19 protein-coding genes are annotated in these 15,809 nt (G+C 30.8%); 11 read left to right on the top strand and 8 right to left on the bottom strand.

What is annotated here, in order from left to right; translation table 11 throughout:
• The first annotated feature begins 12 nt into the window (after window positions 1–12).
• A complete protein-coding gene (locus tag RBH29_RS08435; RefSeq protein ID WP_306696351.1) occupies window positions 13–273 on the top strand; it encodes a hypothetical protein in 261 nt (86 codons plus the stop codon).
• Between the two features lie 537 nt (window positions 274–810).
• Window positions 811–2,139, top strand: a complete 1,329-nt coding sequence (dcm, locus tag RBH29_RS08440) for a DNA (cytosine-5-)-methyltransferase (RefSeq protein WP_306696352.1) — start codon at window positions 811–813, stop codon at window positions 2,137–2,139.
• Between the two features lie 51 nt (window positions 2,140–2,190).
• On the opposite strand, the gene RBH29_RS08445 is transcribed toward dcm, so the two are convergent.
• Window positions 2,191–2,910 carry a PmeII family type II restriction endonuclease gene (locus tag RBH29_RS08445; protein ID WP_306696353.1) on the bottom strand — a complete coding sequence of 240 codons (720 nt, stop codon included), beginning with the start codon at window positions 2,908–2,910 and terminating at the stop codon, window positions 2,191–2,193.
• A 95-nt stretch (window positions 2,911–3,005) separates the two neighbouring features.
• Window positions 3,006–3,278, bottom strand: a complete 273-nt coding sequence (locus RBH29_RS08450; protein ID WP_306696355.1) for a reverse transcriptase N-terminal domain-containing protein — start codon at window positions 3,276–3,278, stop codon at window positions 3,006–3,008.
• Window positions 3,279–3,593: 315 nt separating this feature from the next.
• On the opposite strand from RBH29_RS08450, the gene RBH29_RS17850 reads away from it, so the two are divergent.
• The 5 genes from RBH29_RS17850 to RBH29_RS08475 all read left to right on the top strand — a co-directional run bounded on the left by RBH29_RS17850 (window position 3,594) and on the right by RBH29_RS08475 (window position 7,098).
• A complete protein-coding gene (locus tag RBH29_RS17850; RefSeq protein WP_373463308.1) occupies window positions 3,594–3,890 on the top strand; it encodes a hypothetical protein in 297 nt (98 codons plus the stop codon).
• 110 nt (window positions 3,891–4,000) lie between these two features.
• Complete coding sequence (locus tag RBH29_RS08460) at window positions 4,001–4,492, top strand: sugar O-acetyltransferase (protein WP_306696356.1); 492 nt, start codon at window positions 4,001–4,003, stop codon at window positions 4,490–4,492.
• 99 nt (window positions 4,493–4,591) lie between these two features.
• Entirely contained in the window at window positions 4,592–4,816 is a 225-nt protein-coding gene (locus tag RBH29_RS08465; RefSeq protein WP_306696357.1) for a DUF3791 domain-containing protein, read from the top strand.
• A 409-nt stretch (window positions 4,817–5,225) separates the two neighbouring features.
• Window positions 5,226–6,356: an IS91 family transposase gene (locus RBH29_RS08470; protein ID WP_306696358.1), complete on the top strand. Its 1,131-nt coding sequence runs from the start codon at window positions 5,226–5,228 to the stop codon at window positions 6,354–6,356.
• Between the two features lie 262 nt (window positions 6,357–6,618).
• Window positions 6,619–7,098 (top strand): hypothetical protein, encoded by a 480-nt coding sequence (locus RBH29_RS08475; protein ID WP_306696359.1) that lies wholly within the window; start codon window positions 6,619–6,621, stop codon window positions 7,096–7,098.
• Between the two features lie 105 nt (window positions 7,099–7,203).
• Here the strand turns inward: RBH29_RS08475 and RBH29_RS08480 are convergent, their stop codons facing one another.
• Window positions 7,204–7,719, bottom strand: a complete 516-nt coding sequence (locus tag RBH29_RS08480) for a hypothetical protein (protein ID WP_306696360.1) — start codon at window positions 7,717–7,719, stop codon at window positions 7,204–7,206.
• A gap of 244 nt (window positions 7,720–7,963) precedes the next feature.
• On the opposite strand from RBH29_RS08480, the gene RBH29_RS08485 reads away from it, so the two are divergent.
• Complete coding sequence (locus tag RBH29_RS08485; RefSeq protein WP_306696372.1) at window positions 7,964–8,419, top strand: Fic family protein; 456 nt, start codon at window positions 7,964–7,966, stop codon at window positions 8,417–8,419.
• Window positions 8,420–8,429: 10 nt separating this feature from the next.
• Here RBH29_RS08485 and RBH29_RS08490 read toward each other — a convergent pair whose 3' ends face one another.
• The 4 genes from RBH29_RS08490 to RBH29_RS08505 all read right to left on the bottom strand — a co-directional run bounded on the left by RBH29_RS08490 (window position 8,430) and on the right by RBH29_RS08505 (window position 12,218).
• Window positions 8,430–9,836, bottom strand: coding sequence for a DEAD/DEAH box helicase (locus tag RBH29_RS08490; protein ID WP_306696361.1), 1,407 nt, complete (start codon window positions 9,834–9,836; stop codon window positions 8,430–8,432).
• A gap of 278 nt (window positions 9,837–10,114) precedes the next feature.
• A complete protein-coding gene (locus tag RBH29_RS08495; RefSeq protein WP_306696363.1) occupies window positions 10,115–10,891 on the bottom strand; it encodes a hypothetical protein in 777 nt (258 codons plus the stop codon).
• Window positions 10,892–11,198: 307 nt separating this feature from the next.
• Complete coding sequence (locus tag RBH29_RS08500; protein ID WP_306696364.1) at window positions 11,199–11,843, bottom strand: hypothetical protein; 645 nt, start codon at window positions 11,841–11,843, stop codon at window positions 11,199–11,201.
• 42 nt (window positions 11,844–11,885) lie between these two features.
• The gene (locus RBH29_RS08505) at window positions 11,886–12,218 is read right to left on the bottom strand and encodes a PadR family transcriptional regulator (protein ID WP_306696365.1); all 333 of its coding nucleotides are present in this window, start codon (window positions 12,216–12,218) and stop codon (window positions 11,886–11,888) included.
• A 246-nt stretch (window positions 12,219–12,464) separates the two neighbouring features.
• Between RBH29_RS08505 and RBH29_RS08510 the strand changes: the two genes are divergently transcribed.
• Both RBH29_RS08510 and RBH29_RS08515 read left to right on the top strand, forming a co-directional pair.
• The gene (locus RBH29_RS08510; protein WP_306696367.1) at window positions 12,465–12,905 is read left to right on the top strand and encodes a LytTR family DNA-binding domain-containing protein; all 441 of its coding nucleotides are present in this window, start codon (window positions 12,465–12,467) and stop codon (window positions 12,903–12,905) included.
• Window positions 12,906–12,914: 9 nt separating this feature from the next.
• The gene (locus RBH29_RS08515) at window positions 12,915–13,403 is read left to right on the top strand and encodes a DUF3021 domain-containing protein (RefSeq protein ID WP_306696368.1); all 489 of its coding nucleotides are present in this window, start codon (window positions 12,915–12,917) and stop codon (window positions 13,401–13,403) included.
• A gap of 24 nt (window positions 13,404–13,427) precedes the next feature.
• Here the strand turns inward: RBH29_RS08515 and RBH29_RS08520 are convergent, their stop codons facing one another.
• Window positions 13,428–13,913: a hypothetical protein gene (locus RBH29_RS08520; RefSeq protein ID WP_306696370.1), complete on the bottom strand. Its 486-nt coding sequence runs from the start codon at window positions 13,911–13,913 to the stop codon at window positions 13,428–13,430.
• A gap of 511 nt (window positions 13,914–14,424) precedes the next feature.
• Here RBH29_RS08520 and RBH29_RS08525 point away from each other — a divergent pair.
• Window positions 14,425–15,809, top strand: a 1,385-nt coding sequence (locus tag RBH29_RS08525) for a PAS domain S-box protein (RefSeq protein ID WP_306696371.1), incomplete at its 3' end; no start/stop codon positions are given.

A 15,809-nucleotide genomic window follows, 5' to 3' on the forward strand; every position in this document is an offset into this window, starting at 1 on the left:
GGAGGGGTTGAAATGGCTAATCAAACACAGAATGGTAAGGCTTTTGAATATGCATGTTTAGATACAATTTCAAAGCGATATAAAGACCATGTTTTAGTCCTTAGAGAAAAAGATGCAGCGTATGATACTGCAAAGAAGTCTTTTGATGAGCTTGGAGATGTTCATAAATCAGTATTAATTGATGGTTCAGAAAAAGGTGTTGAAATTTTAGAAAGGTTGGAAGCTAACCTTATTGGATGCATAGAAATCAATTCCTTTTTCTTCTGTATATAAAATATTGTCTGCTGAAAAAAATCCAGCATCTGCACCTAATTGAAATCCTCTAAGATTGCCATATAAATTTTCTGTGTTTTCAATTGTGGGTATAGGTGACAGTTGGCCTGAGGAATTATTGCTTGTATGCGTACCTAAAATTATTTTTGAACAAATAGATTTTAAGATTCTAATAGTTTTTCCGATCCTTCTTTTTTAAAATTACATTTTCATTTGGCTGAAAATCCAGTTTATAACCCTGTCAAAAAGAACTAGAATTTGAATGTTCCTATGCCAACTAATATTGCAGTTCCTACAATGAATCCTAATAATTTTTTCACACAAAAGCGTTGGAGATAACATATGTTCTGTGGTATAATGGTATACATAAATAGTAACTTGATATAGGTTTGAATTATTTTTCTTAAATGTATTGACTAAATTTAGACAAACCTTCATAATAACCATTAAGAAGTTAAATATTTTTTTAACTTTAAGGGACGGAAGGGGTAATGAGCTGTGTTGTACACTATTAGTAAAGAAAAAGTTAGAATACATATGAAAAAAAATGGTCTAATTACTCAAAAGAAATTAGCTGAACAATTAGGCATAAGTAAAAATCAACTCTCAATGATGCTTTCGCCAAATTTTAGTCCTATAAAATCTAATGCTTTAAAACTCTGTGAAGCTTTAGATGTAAACTTTGAGGAAATTATTGAATATGAAAAAAGAGAAATGCCTTATATAAATTCACCAACATTTAAAGGTCAATTAAGAAATATAATAAGTAACCAATTAAATAATGAAAAAATTTATTCAGAAGCCTATAAAGGTAAGGATTTTGTAGAAGTAAGAGGAGTAACAGCTAATAAAGATTACTCTGATATAGAACTTTTTGCAGGAGCAGGAGGTTTAGCTCTTGGGCTTGAACAAGCAGGTTTTTACTCTAAGGGTTTAGTAGAAATTGATAAACATTCTTGTCAAACATTAAGAAAAAATAGACCTACATGGAATGTAATTAATAAAGATATAATTCAAGTAGTTGAGGAAGGTATCAGAAACTATGTAAATATTCCTATAGGAGAGCTTGATTTATTGTCAGGGGGGTATCCCTGTCAGGCTTTCAGTTATGCAGGAAAGAAAATGGGTCTAGCTGATACTAGGGGTACAATGTTTTATTATTATGCTAAGGCTCTAAAACAACTTTTACCTAAGATGTTCTTAGCTGAAAATGTCAGAGGCATGGTAAATCATGAGGATGGTAAAACATTAGCTTTAATGTTAAAAGTATTCTCTGATATTGGGTATACAGTAAAATGGCATGTATTAAGAGCTTTAGATTATGATGTAGCTCAGAAAAGAGAGAGAATAGTTCTTGTAGGGGTTAGAAATGATTTGGTTAAAAAACACAAATTAAGCTACTCTTTTCCTAAACCATTTGGCTATGAGCTTACATTAAGAGACGTCCTAAAGGATGTGCCTAAGTCAGAAGGAGCGAAGTATCCTGAGGCTAAAAAGAAGGTATTAGACCTAGTACCCCCAGGAGGTTACTGGAGGGATTTGCCAGATGATATAGCTAAAGACTTTATGGGTAAAAGCTATTATTCAGGTGGAGGAAGAACAGGAATGGCTAGAAGAATTTCATGGGATGAACCTTGCTTAACATTGACCTGCTCACCTGCCCAAAAACAAACTGAAAGATGTCACCCAGATGAAACTAGGCCTTTTACTGTTAGAGAATATGCAAGAATACAAAGTTTTCCTGACAGTTGGAAGTTTGATTGCTCTGCTTCTAATGCTTATAAACAGATAGGAAATGCTGTTCCTGTAAATATGGCTAAAGCTATTGGATTATCTATTGTAAATACTTTAAATCAAATCAAATAATAAAAACAGGTATTAAAAAAGGGGTACAATTAAGTATCCCCTTTACGGTTATCATTCCTCTGTATCAATATTTAATGCTTCCTCTATTTGCTCTGTTAGGTCATTTATAACACTTTCAACCAATTCTGTTCCATCATATTCCAAAGCAACATCGCCAATTGCACCAGTTATTCTCTGATAAAAGTCTGTTTGTCCTGTAAGTCTATGCCAAAAATTAGCTCCTACAATTACAGGATAATCGTTCTCAATCCTTTTATAGTGTCCACTTAGTTCATCATGTGTTCCATATAAAACACCAACAACCATATCATTTATACCAATAGTGAGATTGTTTGTTCTTGCAAGGTTTCTTACTCCAGTAAAATGATTTTTTACTGTAATAACATCATCAGCATTGATTGTGTTTGTACTAGCCTTTACCTGACAATATTTTCTTCTATCATCTATTTGATCAATAAACTCAATATCTATGCCAGATGTTGTTGAAGCAAAGCCTTGCAACACTTCACTACAAAACTTTTGAAGCTTATTGCCAAATATAGTGTTTATTGATGTGCCAATTACTCTTGGGTAAACCAAAGCTTTTGCAATACTTCTTGGCTCATTATTTCCTGTAATAAAATTAGCTTTATATTTATCAAGGAAAGGATTTAGCCTAAAATTGCCAAGATTTCTACATTTCTCAGTCCTTGCAATATGAGTTGGTACAATTTCATTTCTAAAAAAATCTTTTGCCCTCTCAATAATGGCAATAAGTTCAGCTTCAGTCATATGTATTCCCCTTTCTTATCTAATTTGCCCATAAGGTTATAGGAATATTTTAGCAAAGAAAACCTTCAATGTCTACAAAAAGTAATATCCTTAATCTATTCAAGGTACTTGGAATTATATTGTAGATGAAAAGCAGGGTAATATAACCAGAATTTTAGATTGCTATCTTTCATAACTGGTATACCTAAAGGTCTTTTCTTCTTATTGTTTTTCTTTGGTATGTATACTCTCCTTAAAGGCTGTGCCTTGTATCCTCTTCTTTTTAATAGTTTTATTGCTTGTTCTTTTTCCTTATCAGATTTCCATAATATATTATCTACTCTAGGAGTGTTTTTGCCTTTATTTTCTGTTACTCTTTTAACAGACATACATTATTCACTTAAATGTCGTATTTTTTATATGCTATTTTATTATATTTTTAAACATTCCCTCATTGTTAAAATTTTTTATATAAGTTATTATATGTACTTCTTTATCATGGATAATAGGTTACTTATTAAAGAAGGCTCCCATACTAAATAAAATATTGTAGGAATACATACAACGTATAAAAAAAGAGACTGTAATCAGAAATGTGCAAATTAACAATCTGCTTACAGTCTCTTTTTATTAAATGATTATATCATAATAAATGGAATGCATTTCATCCTGTTGTTAGGGCAACACTGATTCATGGAGAATTTGTGAAAATTCACTTTTTCATTGATGGGAATGGAAGGAATTCTAGACTGCTTCTTAATTTTGAGTTGATGAAAAATGGATACCCTCTAATCATAATATTAGGAATTATTCATACAGAAGAAACTCCTGAAAGTGCAAATGTATACGCTTGTATTATGTCTAAATGGGTAGACAAAAATGGTGATATTGTATCTAGTGCATATAGAGTTGGATTTAGAAAAGAAAATGAGTTATATACATATATGAAGATTTTGAGGGTTATAAAGTTGCTACTACTCCTTATGTACCCAAAGAAGTAAGTGATATACTTAGTAATGATGGTGAAAAGATTTTTAATGATTTAAATTTGGAAATGGATAAAGATGTGGAAAGTTATTTAAATCAGTCCTAGCCTTTGGAGGTAATTGTTATGTCAGTAAGAGAAAAGATGTTAAAAGGTGAATATTATATTAGTTGGGATAAAGAGTTGACTGAGGAAAGAGAAAAAGCTAAGGATATACTGTTTGAATTTAATAACCTCAAGCCCTCGTTAAGAGCAGAAAGAGAAGGGATTATTCGAAAATTGTTTGGGAAAACAGGCGATAATTGTTGGATTGAATCACCATTTAATTGTGATTATGGGTCTAATATATTTGTTGGTGATAATTTTTACACAAATACAAATTGCTGTATTTTAGGTTGTGCAAAAGTTACAATAGGTGATAATGTGTTGATAGGTCCTAATGTAGGAATTTATACACCAGAACATGCCTTTAATAGTGAAGAACGCGGGAAAGGTTATGAACGTGCTCTTCCTGTAGAAGTTGGTGATAATGTATGGATATGCGGAGGAGTGACCATTACTGGTGGAGTGAAAATAGGTTCAAATACAATTATTGGTGCAGGAAGTAATGAATCATAGAAAAGAATCGTCGCTAACTTTACTGACTTTATTTTTCAAATGAACTCTTGTATAATGTATAATATAAATAAGTTTAGCATGGTAAGGAGGTTTAAATTTATGGATAGATTAAAAATTAACACAATTAATTATATGGTTGTATGTATCAACGAATTTGCAGGTAAATTTAATCTATCGATTAAGGAAGCATATAAATATTTAGAGAATTATGGTGCTCTAAGATTCTTACTTGAAAACTATGAAATTGAACATACTCTTGGAATAGAAGATGCTATTGAAGATTTAACTACTATATGTAATAAAAATGGAGGATATTTAAATTGATACTATATCATGGGTCAAATTTATTTATCAAAGAAATAAACCTTTAAATAACTAACTTTGCCAATCCTGATACTATCCAGAGTAAGGATGAGGTTACCGGTTCAATCCCGGTTAGGGGCTTCAGAGTAAAACCCCTTCAAATGATTGGTTTTAAAGTGGATGAAGAGGTTTTTAATGACTTACAGCAACATTATAAATTTTTTAAAATTACATTCTCATTTGGCTGAAAACCCAGTTTATAACCCTGTCAAAAAGGATAGGAATTTGAATGTTCCTATGCCAACTAATATTGCAGTTCCTACAATAAATCCTAATAATTTTTTAAAGTATAGGAATTTATAAAAACCCTAATAAATGGAAAGAGTATTTGCATTGAAATAAACAGAACAAATTGGTAGAATGATAACTGATGAATAATATACAAGTTGGAATTGCTGGAATGCTACTGAGTTTTAAAATAATATTGTGCTTGAATGATAATTGGGAATCATACTTAAAGAATGATAACTATGAGATAAGGGAAGTAGAAAAGAGAGAAGTAGAAAAGATGCTATCATGTATGGATCCTGACAAGGGTCATTCTGTATATATGTGTGCTGAATGTGGAAAGACAAAAGTAGTGGCACATAGCTGTAAAAGTCGCATATGTAGTGTTTGTGGAAAAAAGCATGCTGATGAATGGTCAGAGAAAATAAACAAAGAAATGTATGCAGTTCCGTATAGACATATAATATTAACGGTATCTGATAGATTGTGGACTTATTTTGAAGGGAATTCGATATTACAAAAGTTAATGATTGATACAGCAGCAAAAGTTATGAAAGATATTGTAAGAGACTATAATGGCAAAGATAAAAAGGCAGAGCCAGGAATAATAATGGTACTTCATCCATTTGGAAGAGATTTAAAAACTAATATGCATGTACATATGTTAATGACTGAAGGAGGTTTATCACCTAATGGTAAATGGATTTCCATGCCATATATAAATTATAAAATAATACGAAAAAAGTGGCAGTATTATATTCTTACAGCCTTAAAGAAAGCAGTTTCTAAAGACAAAAAGCTATTAAAGATAATAGATTGGTGTTTTAAAGAAAGGGCAAATGGATTTAATATTCAGGCAAAAAGACGAATTGAGGGAAAAACAAAGAAAGCAGCACGATACATGGCACGATATGTAAGACATCCAGCAATTGCGGATAGTAGAATAATAGGATATGATACTAAAAATGTGACATTTGTATATGAAAGAGAAGGTAAGAAACATACAGTTGTAATGGATAAATTTGAGTTTATCCATAATGTAATCAAGCATATACCAGATAAGAACTTCAAGATGGTAAGATATTTTGGTATTCATGCTAGAAGGGCAAAGAAAGCTGCATATATAGCAATGGAGAAGTTATGTTTGGTTGTAAATTACATAATAAAGCCATTTAAGTGGAGGAAGAATGTAGAAGAACATACTGGCAGGGATCCATTGAAATGTAAGGATTGCAATGGGGAAATGCTTTTATATAGGGGGATTCTTTCTTGATTTTTTTGCTATAATTTGGATATATAGAATATTGATAGATATGTTCTAGAAAGTTTGTGTTTTATAAAATCTATAGTTAAAACTGTTCCATGGTTTGTGGATGGGTTGTTAATTTATTCTCAAACCATAAATTAGAAATTTATTATATAAATATAATAAAAAAGTGATCGTCGCAAAAAGCATTACCTACAGATTTTTCTTGTTGTTGGCAAAATTTCATGATAAAATAAAATTAATGTAAATGATTATGGAGGATTGTGTTGTGAATGGTTATAATGAAAATGAGCAGCAGCTAATGGAAGATTTAGGGGATAAAGCAATAAATGTTTATGAAGAACAGTCTCCTAACTTTTTTCTAGCACTTTTTGGTGGAATGGTTACTGCACTTATCTGTTCAGCGTTGTGGGCGTTTATATCAAATCTGATACAGTACCAAATAGGGTGGATGGCAGTAGGAGTAGGGTTTCTTGTTGGAATAAGTGTTAAGGTCTTAGGAAAGGGGAAAAGTCTTGAATTTGGAATTCTAGGTGCATCTTTAGCCTTGTTGAGTTGTGTGTTAGGAAATTCATTTTCTATATATGCCCAGATTGCTAAATTCTACGATATGTCTTTTTTTGAGGTTCTTGGAAATGCCGATTTGTCAATTAGTATTGAGCTTTTAATTGAATCATTTCATTTAATGGACATATTATTTTATGGCTTAGCCATTTATCAAGGTTTTAAGTTTTCTATAAGCAATTGATTTTAAAATCAATTGCTTATAGTTTTTTTGGATTTAAACGAATTTAATTTGATAACTTGGCTGCTTTTAATAAAAGCATTTAATAGTAAATTAAACTACTTTATATTATTGATTCTCAGTAAAACTATCAGATATTTTTGTAAGTTCTTTTTCAAATTTTTTATATTCAGAAGTTAATGTCCATGCAATAATTTGATAGAAAGAATCACCTTTATCTAGGGTAGTAAGTATATAAGTAATATCAATGTCTTCAGTAGTACCTTTAATCTCCCAGCGGATTTTAGAATCTGTTGTTTCAATTTTGGATGACTTGCCGTTAGTTAAGTAGTTTTCCATATTTTCTGCAATAAGCGAAGAATATTCATTAAAAGACATGTTTAGTCCAACATCGGCAAGTTCTTGCTTGCTTTCGTGAACAACTACAAGATATTTTTCTCTGAATATATTAGATATTTCAAGTGAAGCGTGTTCATTCAGGTCAATGTCCACAGCCCAGTTACTAGGTGCGATGACGCTGAATTTACCATCTTCAGAGGTAAAGGTTTTATCTTCTTTAGAGGCACAACCTGTTAATAAAGATAGGATTAACAAAGATAACACAAAATACAATTTTAATTTCATTTTTTGATTAAGTCCCCTTTCAACAAAAGCTTTTATTTATAAACATTCACATCTTATTTTAGCACATTTCATATAAAGGGTATATATAAAATTAACAGTTTTCAATCAATAAGATTTTACGACATTTACCGGTAATTGTCAAATAGGTGGTCAAAGTACTGGAAATTATATTTACATTAAGAGGTCATTATGTTGTTTGCTTGTGAAATGAAAAATAAAAAAGAAAAAGAACACTGAATGGAATATCAAGAATATCCATGCATTGATACTAAAAGAAATAGACAATACAAGTGCCGGTAAATACCGGAGCGAAAATGTTGTAATTAGTGGTGCAAAACACATTCCGCCGAAGCATTATGAGATTGGAGATTTGATGCAAAAGCTTATTGTAGAATATAAGAATGAATGGAAAGCATTTCATCCTGTTGTTAGGGCAACGTTAATCCATGGAGAATTTGTCAAAATTCATCCATTCATTGATGGGGATGGAAGGGTTTTTAGACTGCTTCTTAATTTTGAGTTGATGAAAAATGGATACCTTCCAATCATAATAAAGAATGATGAGAGGGCAAAATATTATGATGTTCTTGATATGGCACATACAACTATGAATTATGAGCCATTCATAGATTTGGTATCGAAACTAGTGGTAGAGTCTGAAAAACTGTGGTTATATGTTGCTAAATATAAGTCCAAATAGGGCAAAGCCCTTACTTGGAAAATATTCGCTGAAGAAATCGTTTAATTAGTGAACGTGAAGGTGCAGGTTTGGCTATTTTATGTACTGGCTGCTCTTTTTCTACAGGAGGAACCGACCTGACCTGTTTTATAGGAGGTGCAGACCTGACCCGACTGTTTATCTTGTGATTCGTTTTATCCTTGATTGACCTATTTCTATACTTGTCATGATGATGAGGACGTTTAGTATCTAGAATCTTAGTGTTTTGTGAATTAGCCTTTATCCACTTGTCTATCTTTATTTTGTTTTGATTCAAGGTAGCTTTTGTAGGTAATTCCATTTCAGCAATCATAGATCCGATATGTTCTTCAATCTCATAGAGATCCATGATGTCATCTCCTGTTACTAAAGTGATGGCACGCCCTATATTCCCAATTCTACCAGTACGCCCTATTCTATGAATATAATTGTCTTTGTTGTTAGGGACATCATAATTAATTACCAGTGACAAAGAGTCGATGTGAATACCACGTGCTGCAATATCTGTAGCTACAAGCAGATGAAAATCACCCTGTTTAAACTGTTTAATGGTCTTCATTCGTTTGCTTTGCTGGATGTCCCCATGTAAGGACTGACATGAATACCCTTTTCGCCATAAGAAACTTTTAACCTTATTTACAGCAATTCGTGTGTTACAGAAAATCATACAGCTTTCTGGCTGTTCACTTTGAAGTATGCGATTCAATTGAATATTTTTTTCACTTCTTTCCACACGGTAGTATATCTGTTTAGTTGTGTCCACTGTCTTGGTTTGCGATTTAATCTCAATTGTATCAGAATGTTTCATATACTCCTTGCAAATTTTACGAACTTCAGTGGGAATGGTGGCGGAAAAAAGAAGAGTTACCCTGTCTTTAGGGAGAGTCTTGATGATTCTTACCACCTGATTTAGAAAACCCATATCCAACATTCTGTCTGCTTCATCAAGTATTAAAAAGCGTATATGTTTGGTTTTAAGAATACCTTGACGAATGTGATCATATACTCGTCCAGGTGTTCCGCTAACAATAGAAACACCTTTATTTAGAGCCTTTATTTCAGTATTTATATTATGCTGCCCGTATACAGCCGTTGTTTTGTGTGGAAGATATTTTGACATTTCTTTAAAATCGCTGTCAATCTGAACGGCTAACTCCCGTGTAGGTGTAAGAATCAGACCTTGAATTCCCACCGCTTTAGGATCAATCATTTGCAGCATGGGGATTCCAAAAGTAGCTGTCTTGCCACTGCCTGTTTTAGAGATTATAATCTGATCTTTTTTATTCAAAATATGAGGGATTGCCTTGCTCTGCACTTCAGTAGGTTGTTCGAAGCCCATCTCTTCTATTGCCCTTAAAATGAGAGGGGAAATGCCCATGTTATTAAAACTTTTCTTCATTAGTACCTCTTTCATTATTGTATTATGTCTAGATTATATCATGTATTTTGTTATTTGTAATTATTTTAAGAAGATTATATTTCTACTGCTTTGATATTATTAGAAGTTAGTGGAAGAGATGTTAGAGTGCAGGTATTGGGCACTACTCGGATTTTATCAAAAAATGAAAAACCTTTGGATTGCTAGTAAGAGAAATTTTCTTTCAAATAATTACTTAATAAAATAAAAGCATGGGTAAAGTTCAATTATAACCCATACTTTTATTTTCTGAATAATGTTTATTTAGAGATTTCTAAAATAATATTTTGGCCATGCTCATTAGTATAGTATTTTGCAATTATAGTATCACCCATATCAAGATTCAAATTATGAAATTGATCGTGTACCTTTTCAATGCGAAGGCTTTGGTGAGTTTTATTTATAATTACTTCTATACTGTTGTTGTCTATTTGCCCAACATACTCAGCAGGTGCTGTTATAGTATTTTTATCTTCTGTTAAATTAGAAATTTCTAAAATAATATTTTGGCCATGCTCATTGGTATAGTATTTTGCAATTATAGTATCACCCATATCAAGATTCAAATTATGAAATTGATTGTGCACCTTTTCAATGCGAAGGCTTTGATGAGTTTTATTTATAATTACTTCTATACTGTTGTTGTCTATTTGCCCAACATACTCAGCAGGTGCTGTTATAATATTTTTGTCTTCATTCAAGTTTTCTTTAATAATATCTTTTTGAATATCAATATCTTTTATTTCTGAGCTTTTTTCAGAATCAGAAATAGAAGAATCATCAGAAGCAACGCTAGTAGACTCTTGGTTATTTTCAGACTCTGATAATTTGTCATCAATTAAAGATTTTGAGCTAACATCTTTTTGAGTGTCTTTATTAGTAGTGTCGCTATCAGAGTTAACAGTTACAGAATCAGTTGTAGACTCCATAGGTTGTTTATCGTTATTGTTGTAGTTATTTTGTGATAGCACAAATGCTGTAGCAAAAACACTGGTTATAAATAATATTAAAGATACTGAAAATATAAATTTTTTCATTGATAATTCACTCCTGTTTATTATTTTTAAAAATAAATCGGCCGATTATTTTCATTTATATAATATAGACTATTGAAAAACTTAAAACGTTCATTATTTTATTAAAATGAAAGAAAAAATTCAGTTGTATTATTAAATTAACAATTAGTTCTTGAATTGATTAAGGAAGCACTAATGCTTACAGCTAGTGATATTAACTAACTATTGAAGTTTGCAATTAAAAAAGTTGGTAAATTTTAACTTTGATAATATTATTATTAACACAGCTGCCTAGGTGTTATCAAATACCTAGGCAGTTTAGATGGTGTTAAGAAGAAGTGATACTAGACAGACGAATTATCCAGTCGTTTAAATGAGGATGGTGACTTTTAATAAATTCATATACTTCATTTCTCGATAGATATTCACCTTCCAATATATTCACACCTGTTACTTGCTCTCCTATTGCAGTATGTTCCACATTCATAACACCTCTTGAAATATAGCCAATAGCAACAGTGCCTATTGCACCAAGGTCAATGGCAACAGCTCCAAAAGCTAATAGAAGGCCAATTGAAACTGCTCCAGCAGCAAGTAATCCAAAAGATACAGCTCCAAAAGAAATAGCTCCAAGTGAAATAGCCCCAAAGGATAAAAATCCAAAAGAGATAGGTGCTATTGCAATAATACCTTTAGCTATATTTCCGCTAAAATCATTAATTTTATTGCTGCCACAAATATGCATCAGTGGAATGCCAAATATTCTCATTTTTGATTTATATTCAAATTTAAATAATTCTTTTGGTACTGTTTCGTATTCATCAATAAAATTATCAGCAAAGGTTTTGGGGTCTTCTAGTTCAGATAATACTTCCAGAACATCTCTATTTGCAATTTTTTCATTAATCTGTGTTATCAAATCTTCTTTTAAGCGTTTTTTGGTTTTTCTATCTACGCTTAAGTAACTTAACACTTCATTTACATATTTTTAATGTTTTTATCCATACTTTTCCACCTAATCAATTTTTAAAATCTGATTTACAATTTGTTTGAATATTTTCCATTCTTCTATTCCATTCTTAAGAGAGGCTTTACCTTCTAACGTAATTTTATAGTATTTTTTGGGCTTGCCTCGTTTTTCATTATCATTTATCCAGTAACTTTCTATGAATTTAGAATCTTCAAGACGATATAAAACTGGATACAATGTTCCCTCCTTCATCTTAAAAACTCCTAGACTTTTTTTGTCAAGCAATTGAAGAATTTCATATCCATAACGTTCTTGTTCTTCAAGACAATCTAAAATCAATGTCTGTACGATTCCTTTTTTTAGTTGAGAATTTTTCAAAGGATTTTCACCTCCTTGAGCATACAAGTATTTAGTATTACTAAGTATATGGTATTGCAAAATGATTGTGATGTCAAGTACTAAAAATACTGGGTATTACAGAAATAAATCTTCTATTAAATAGGATGCTTTTAACCATTTATCCTTATAAAAGTGCCGAGTATATATAAATTGTAGATAATAAAAATATAGTTGATATAATTAGATTATAGCAATTGCTAATGTCGATATGAAGGTGGTGTTTATGTGCAGGTTGAAATTAAAATTGATGAAAGTTGTGACAAACCTAAAATAGTAATATATACAAAAGAGATAACTAGAGAGGTTACAGAATTGGCAAACAGATTATCCAACAATTCTTCAAAGGTTATTACTGGGGTTAAAGATGAAAAAATATATCTATTAAATCCAGAAAAAATTTACAGGTTTTATAGTGAGGACAAAAAAGTATATGCTGATTGTGTAGGAGGTATATATATTGTAAAAATGAGACTTTACGAGATTGAAGACATTTTTGCCAATTCATCATTTATAAGAATTTCGAACTCTGCAATTGTTAATTTTGATAAGGTTAGCAACCTTGATGTAGCTTTTGCCAGTTCAATAACTTTAAAGTTTAATAATGGAAAGACTGAGTTTGTTTCGAGGAGATATATAAAAAAAATTAAACAATATTTAGGATTATGAGGTGATATTATGAGCAAAATAAAATCTTTTAGCATAAAAAAAGCTTTATTTAGAGGTTTAATATGTGCTCCTGTAGGTGTTTTTTTCTACACAACATTAATAGTTATAGCTTCGATAATTAATGGTGAGATTATTAATACAAAATCAATATTTTCAGATGACCCTATTATATCTTACTTAATTAGTTATTTAATGAGTATGCTTGTTGGATTTGTTTTTGGTGCTGTATCAGTAATTAATGACATTGAAAAATGGAGCAGTTTAAAACGTCAACTAGTAGGTTTTGTTATAACAGTTATTATTCTGACTCTAAGCTTTAGAATTGCAGGATGGGCAGAAATAGTTACAGGTTTTTCACAATCTCCTTTTGTATCAGTTTTGATATACGCTGGAGTATTTGCAATATTATATGCAACAATTTACATGGTTCAATATATTTACTTTAAGGAGGATATAGAAAATATAAATAAAGCTTTAAAGGCTAGAAATAATGAATAGATAACATTTTAAGACATAGGAGTTTTAGGTGGACTTGAATTTTTCTTTTCCTAACCTGTCTCTAAAGTTGTGAAGAGTAACATCAGTTGGAACATTTTCAGCATCAATACCTGTATAATATCTGTATTGAGCACTTTTTTCCTTATCCTCTAAGTCCTTTAAGAAATCGGGGTAGTATTCATACTTTTCCCATATTTTTATAACTTCTAAGAGTATTAGTGAAACAGAATCATAATAATTTCCACCTTCAACACTATAACTATTAGCTATCAGACTTCTCACAAATGTAAAATCTATCAAACTAAACAATAGACGTAATAAACTACCTTTAATACTTCCGTCTTTATCAATATGAATCTTAAATTCTCTGTACACATAACTTGAGAGTAGTCTTTCGGGTTCTTTAGGAAATTCAACTTTTATCTGGGTTGAAAGTTTTTCAACAGCTTGCTGAACTTCTTTCCTTATATTACTAAGCCAAAACCTCTTTACTTTTTTATTCAAATACATTATCATATCCCCATCCTTTAAAATTTATTTTTTATTCGTTTTAAAGAATGGGGGTTGATACGTAATGTGTTAACCCTCATTTTTTTCCATCAATACGAGCATGTACGAAACTTTTTGGGTTTATTTAATTTTCAATGTCCAATAAAATATACATATATCATTGTTTGCAAGTTCTTAAATTAACTTATATATAAGTAAGTTGGGAAGTAAAAGTATGAATAATTTTATATATTTACTAGATAAAAAATGCTTTTAGATAAATATATTTGATATGGTAAGGCTTCATAATAGTTACTTTTTATTGAGGCATCATTGCCAAGAGATTACAAATCTAGCACATTTACTTGAAAATAGACCCCTAAGTGTAGAGTAACACAATAGTTATCAGACAATTATTTTACAAAACTTCAAATAATATTGTTAAGAATTGTGCTTAATATATCGAAATATAAAATGAGAATTCAAAAGGTATAAAATTAACAAAAAAGATGATAAGATTGGAGTGATTATTGTGCCTATAAGCCCAAATGACAATAGGGGAAAAACTGGTTTTTATAAAAATATTGTATATAGTTCTCCGATAGCCTTTGCATATCATAAAATTATATATGATGATAAGGGAGTTCCGTGTGATTACATATTTATTGATTTAAATCCTGCTTTTGAAGAACTAACAGGTCTTAAAGCTGAAAATATAATAGGAAAGAGAGTTACCAAGGTGATACCAGGAATTAGAGGTGGAGATTTTGATTGGGTTAAATTTTATGGAGAGCTTACACTAAATGGAGAAAAAAAGGAATTTGAGCAGTTTTCTGAACCATTAAATAGCTGGTATAGAGTAAGTGCTTTTTCACCTGAAAAGGATTATTTCATAACATATTTCAACAATATAACAGAAGAAAGGATGAGGTCTCAAGAGTGGGATAATTTTTTTCAAATTAACTTAGATATGCTTTGTATAACAGACTTAGAAGGAAAGTTTATAAAAGTTAATAATGAATGGGAGGCGGTTTTGGGGTATTCAAAAGAAGAATTGATTAATAAAAAAATTGTAGATATTTTACATCCACAAGATATAGATGCAACTCTAGAAGCACTAGGGAAGCTACGAAGTCAAAAGCAGGTTTTAAACTTCGTAAATAGATACAAATGTAAAAGTGGCTATTATAAATATATAGAGTGGCGTTGTCAACCTTATGGGAAACTAATTTATGCAGCAGCAAGGGACATTACAGAATATAAAAAAAGTCAGAATGAATTAATTGAAAAAACTAATATGCTTGAAGATGAAAGAAAAAAATTAGACTATATACTAAATGTTACAGGGTCATGCTTAGATATAATAGATTGTGAATATAATTTAAAATATGTTAATTCATCATGGAAAGAAAAATATGGAGAACCATTAGGGAAAAAGTGTTACGAATATTATAAAGAATTAAAAGCTCCTTGCAAAAATTGTGGAATTAAAAAGGCATTAGAAAAGAGAAAAATAGTTTTGACCGAACAAATTATTACACAGGGAGGAAAAAAAAGAAATTTAGAAGTACACACTGTTCCTTTTCAAGATACAAATGGAGAGTGGATGGTTGCAGAATACAAAGTTGATATAACAAAGAGAAAAGAAATGGAAACAATGCTTTGGGAAAGCTATAAAAAAATTAATACATTATTTGAGACAATGTCAGATATGGTTGTAATGCACGAAATAATATTAGACGATACAGGAGATCCAATTAATTATAGAATTATAGATGTAAACAGTGCTTTTACAAAAATAACAGGTATTACAAAAGAAGAAGCTATAGGCAAATTAGCAACAGAAGTATATAAACTATCATACCCCCCATATTTAAAAGAATTTAGCAAAACTGCTCTAATGGGGGAAAAGTATTA

The sequence above is a fragment of the Herbivorax alkaliphila genome, from assembly GCF_030848475.1.
Taxonomy (GTDB): Bacteria; Bacillota; Clostridia; order Acetivibrionales; family Acetivibrionaceae; genus Herbivorax.

Excerpts from the sequence above, each read along its gene's own strand:
- RBH29_RS08490 (WP_306696361.1), bottom strand. The coding sequence starts at position 9,836 with ATGAAGAAAAGTTTTAATAACATGGGCATTTCCCCTCTCATTTTAAGG.
- RBH29_RS08450 (WP_306696355.1), bottom strand. The coding sequence starts at position 3,278 with ATGTCTGTTAAAAGAGTAACAGAAAATAAAGGCAAAAACACTCCTAGA.
- RBH29_RS08460 (WP_306696356.1), top strand. The coding sequence starts at position 4,001 with ATGTCAGTAAGAGAAAAGATGTTAAAAGGTGAATATTATATTAGTTGG.
- RBH29_RS08520 (WP_306696370.1), bottom strand. The coding sequence starts at position 13,913 with ATGTATTTGAATAAAAAAGTAAAGAGGTTTTGGCTTAGTAATATAAGG.
- RBH29_RS08435 (WP_306696351.1), top strand. The coding sequence starts at position 13 with ATGGCTAATCAAACACAGAATGGTAAGGCTTTTGAATATGCATGTTTA.
- RBH29_RS08480 (WP_306696360.1), bottom strand. The coding sequence starts at position 7,719 with ATGAAATTAAAATTGTATTTTGTGTTATCTTTGTTAATCCTATCTTTA.
- RBH29_RS08445 (WP_306696353.1), bottom strand. The coding sequence starts at position 2,910 with ATGACTGAAGCTGAACTTATTGCCATTATTGAGAGGGCAAAAGATTTT.
- dcm (WP_306696352.1), top strand. The coding sequence starts at position 811 with ATGAAAAAAAATGGTCTAATTACTCAAAAGAAATTAGCTGAACAATTA.
- RBH29_RS08515 (WP_306696368.1), top strand. The coding sequence starts at position 12,915 with ATGAGCAAAATAAAATCTTTTAGCATAAAAAAAGCTTTATTTAGAGGT.
- RBH29_RS08465 (WP_306696357.1), top strand. The coding sequence starts at position 4,592 with ATGGATAGATTAAAAATTAACACAATTAATTATATGGTTGTATGTATC.
- RBH29_RS08470 (WP_306696358.1), top strand. The coding sequence starts at position 5,226 with ATGAATAATATACAAGTTGGAATTGCTGGAATGCTACTGAGTTTTAAA.
- RBH29_RS08495 (WP_306696363.1), bottom strand. The coding sequence starts at position 10,891 with ATGAAAAAATTTATATTTTCAGTATCTTTAATATTATTTATAACCAGT.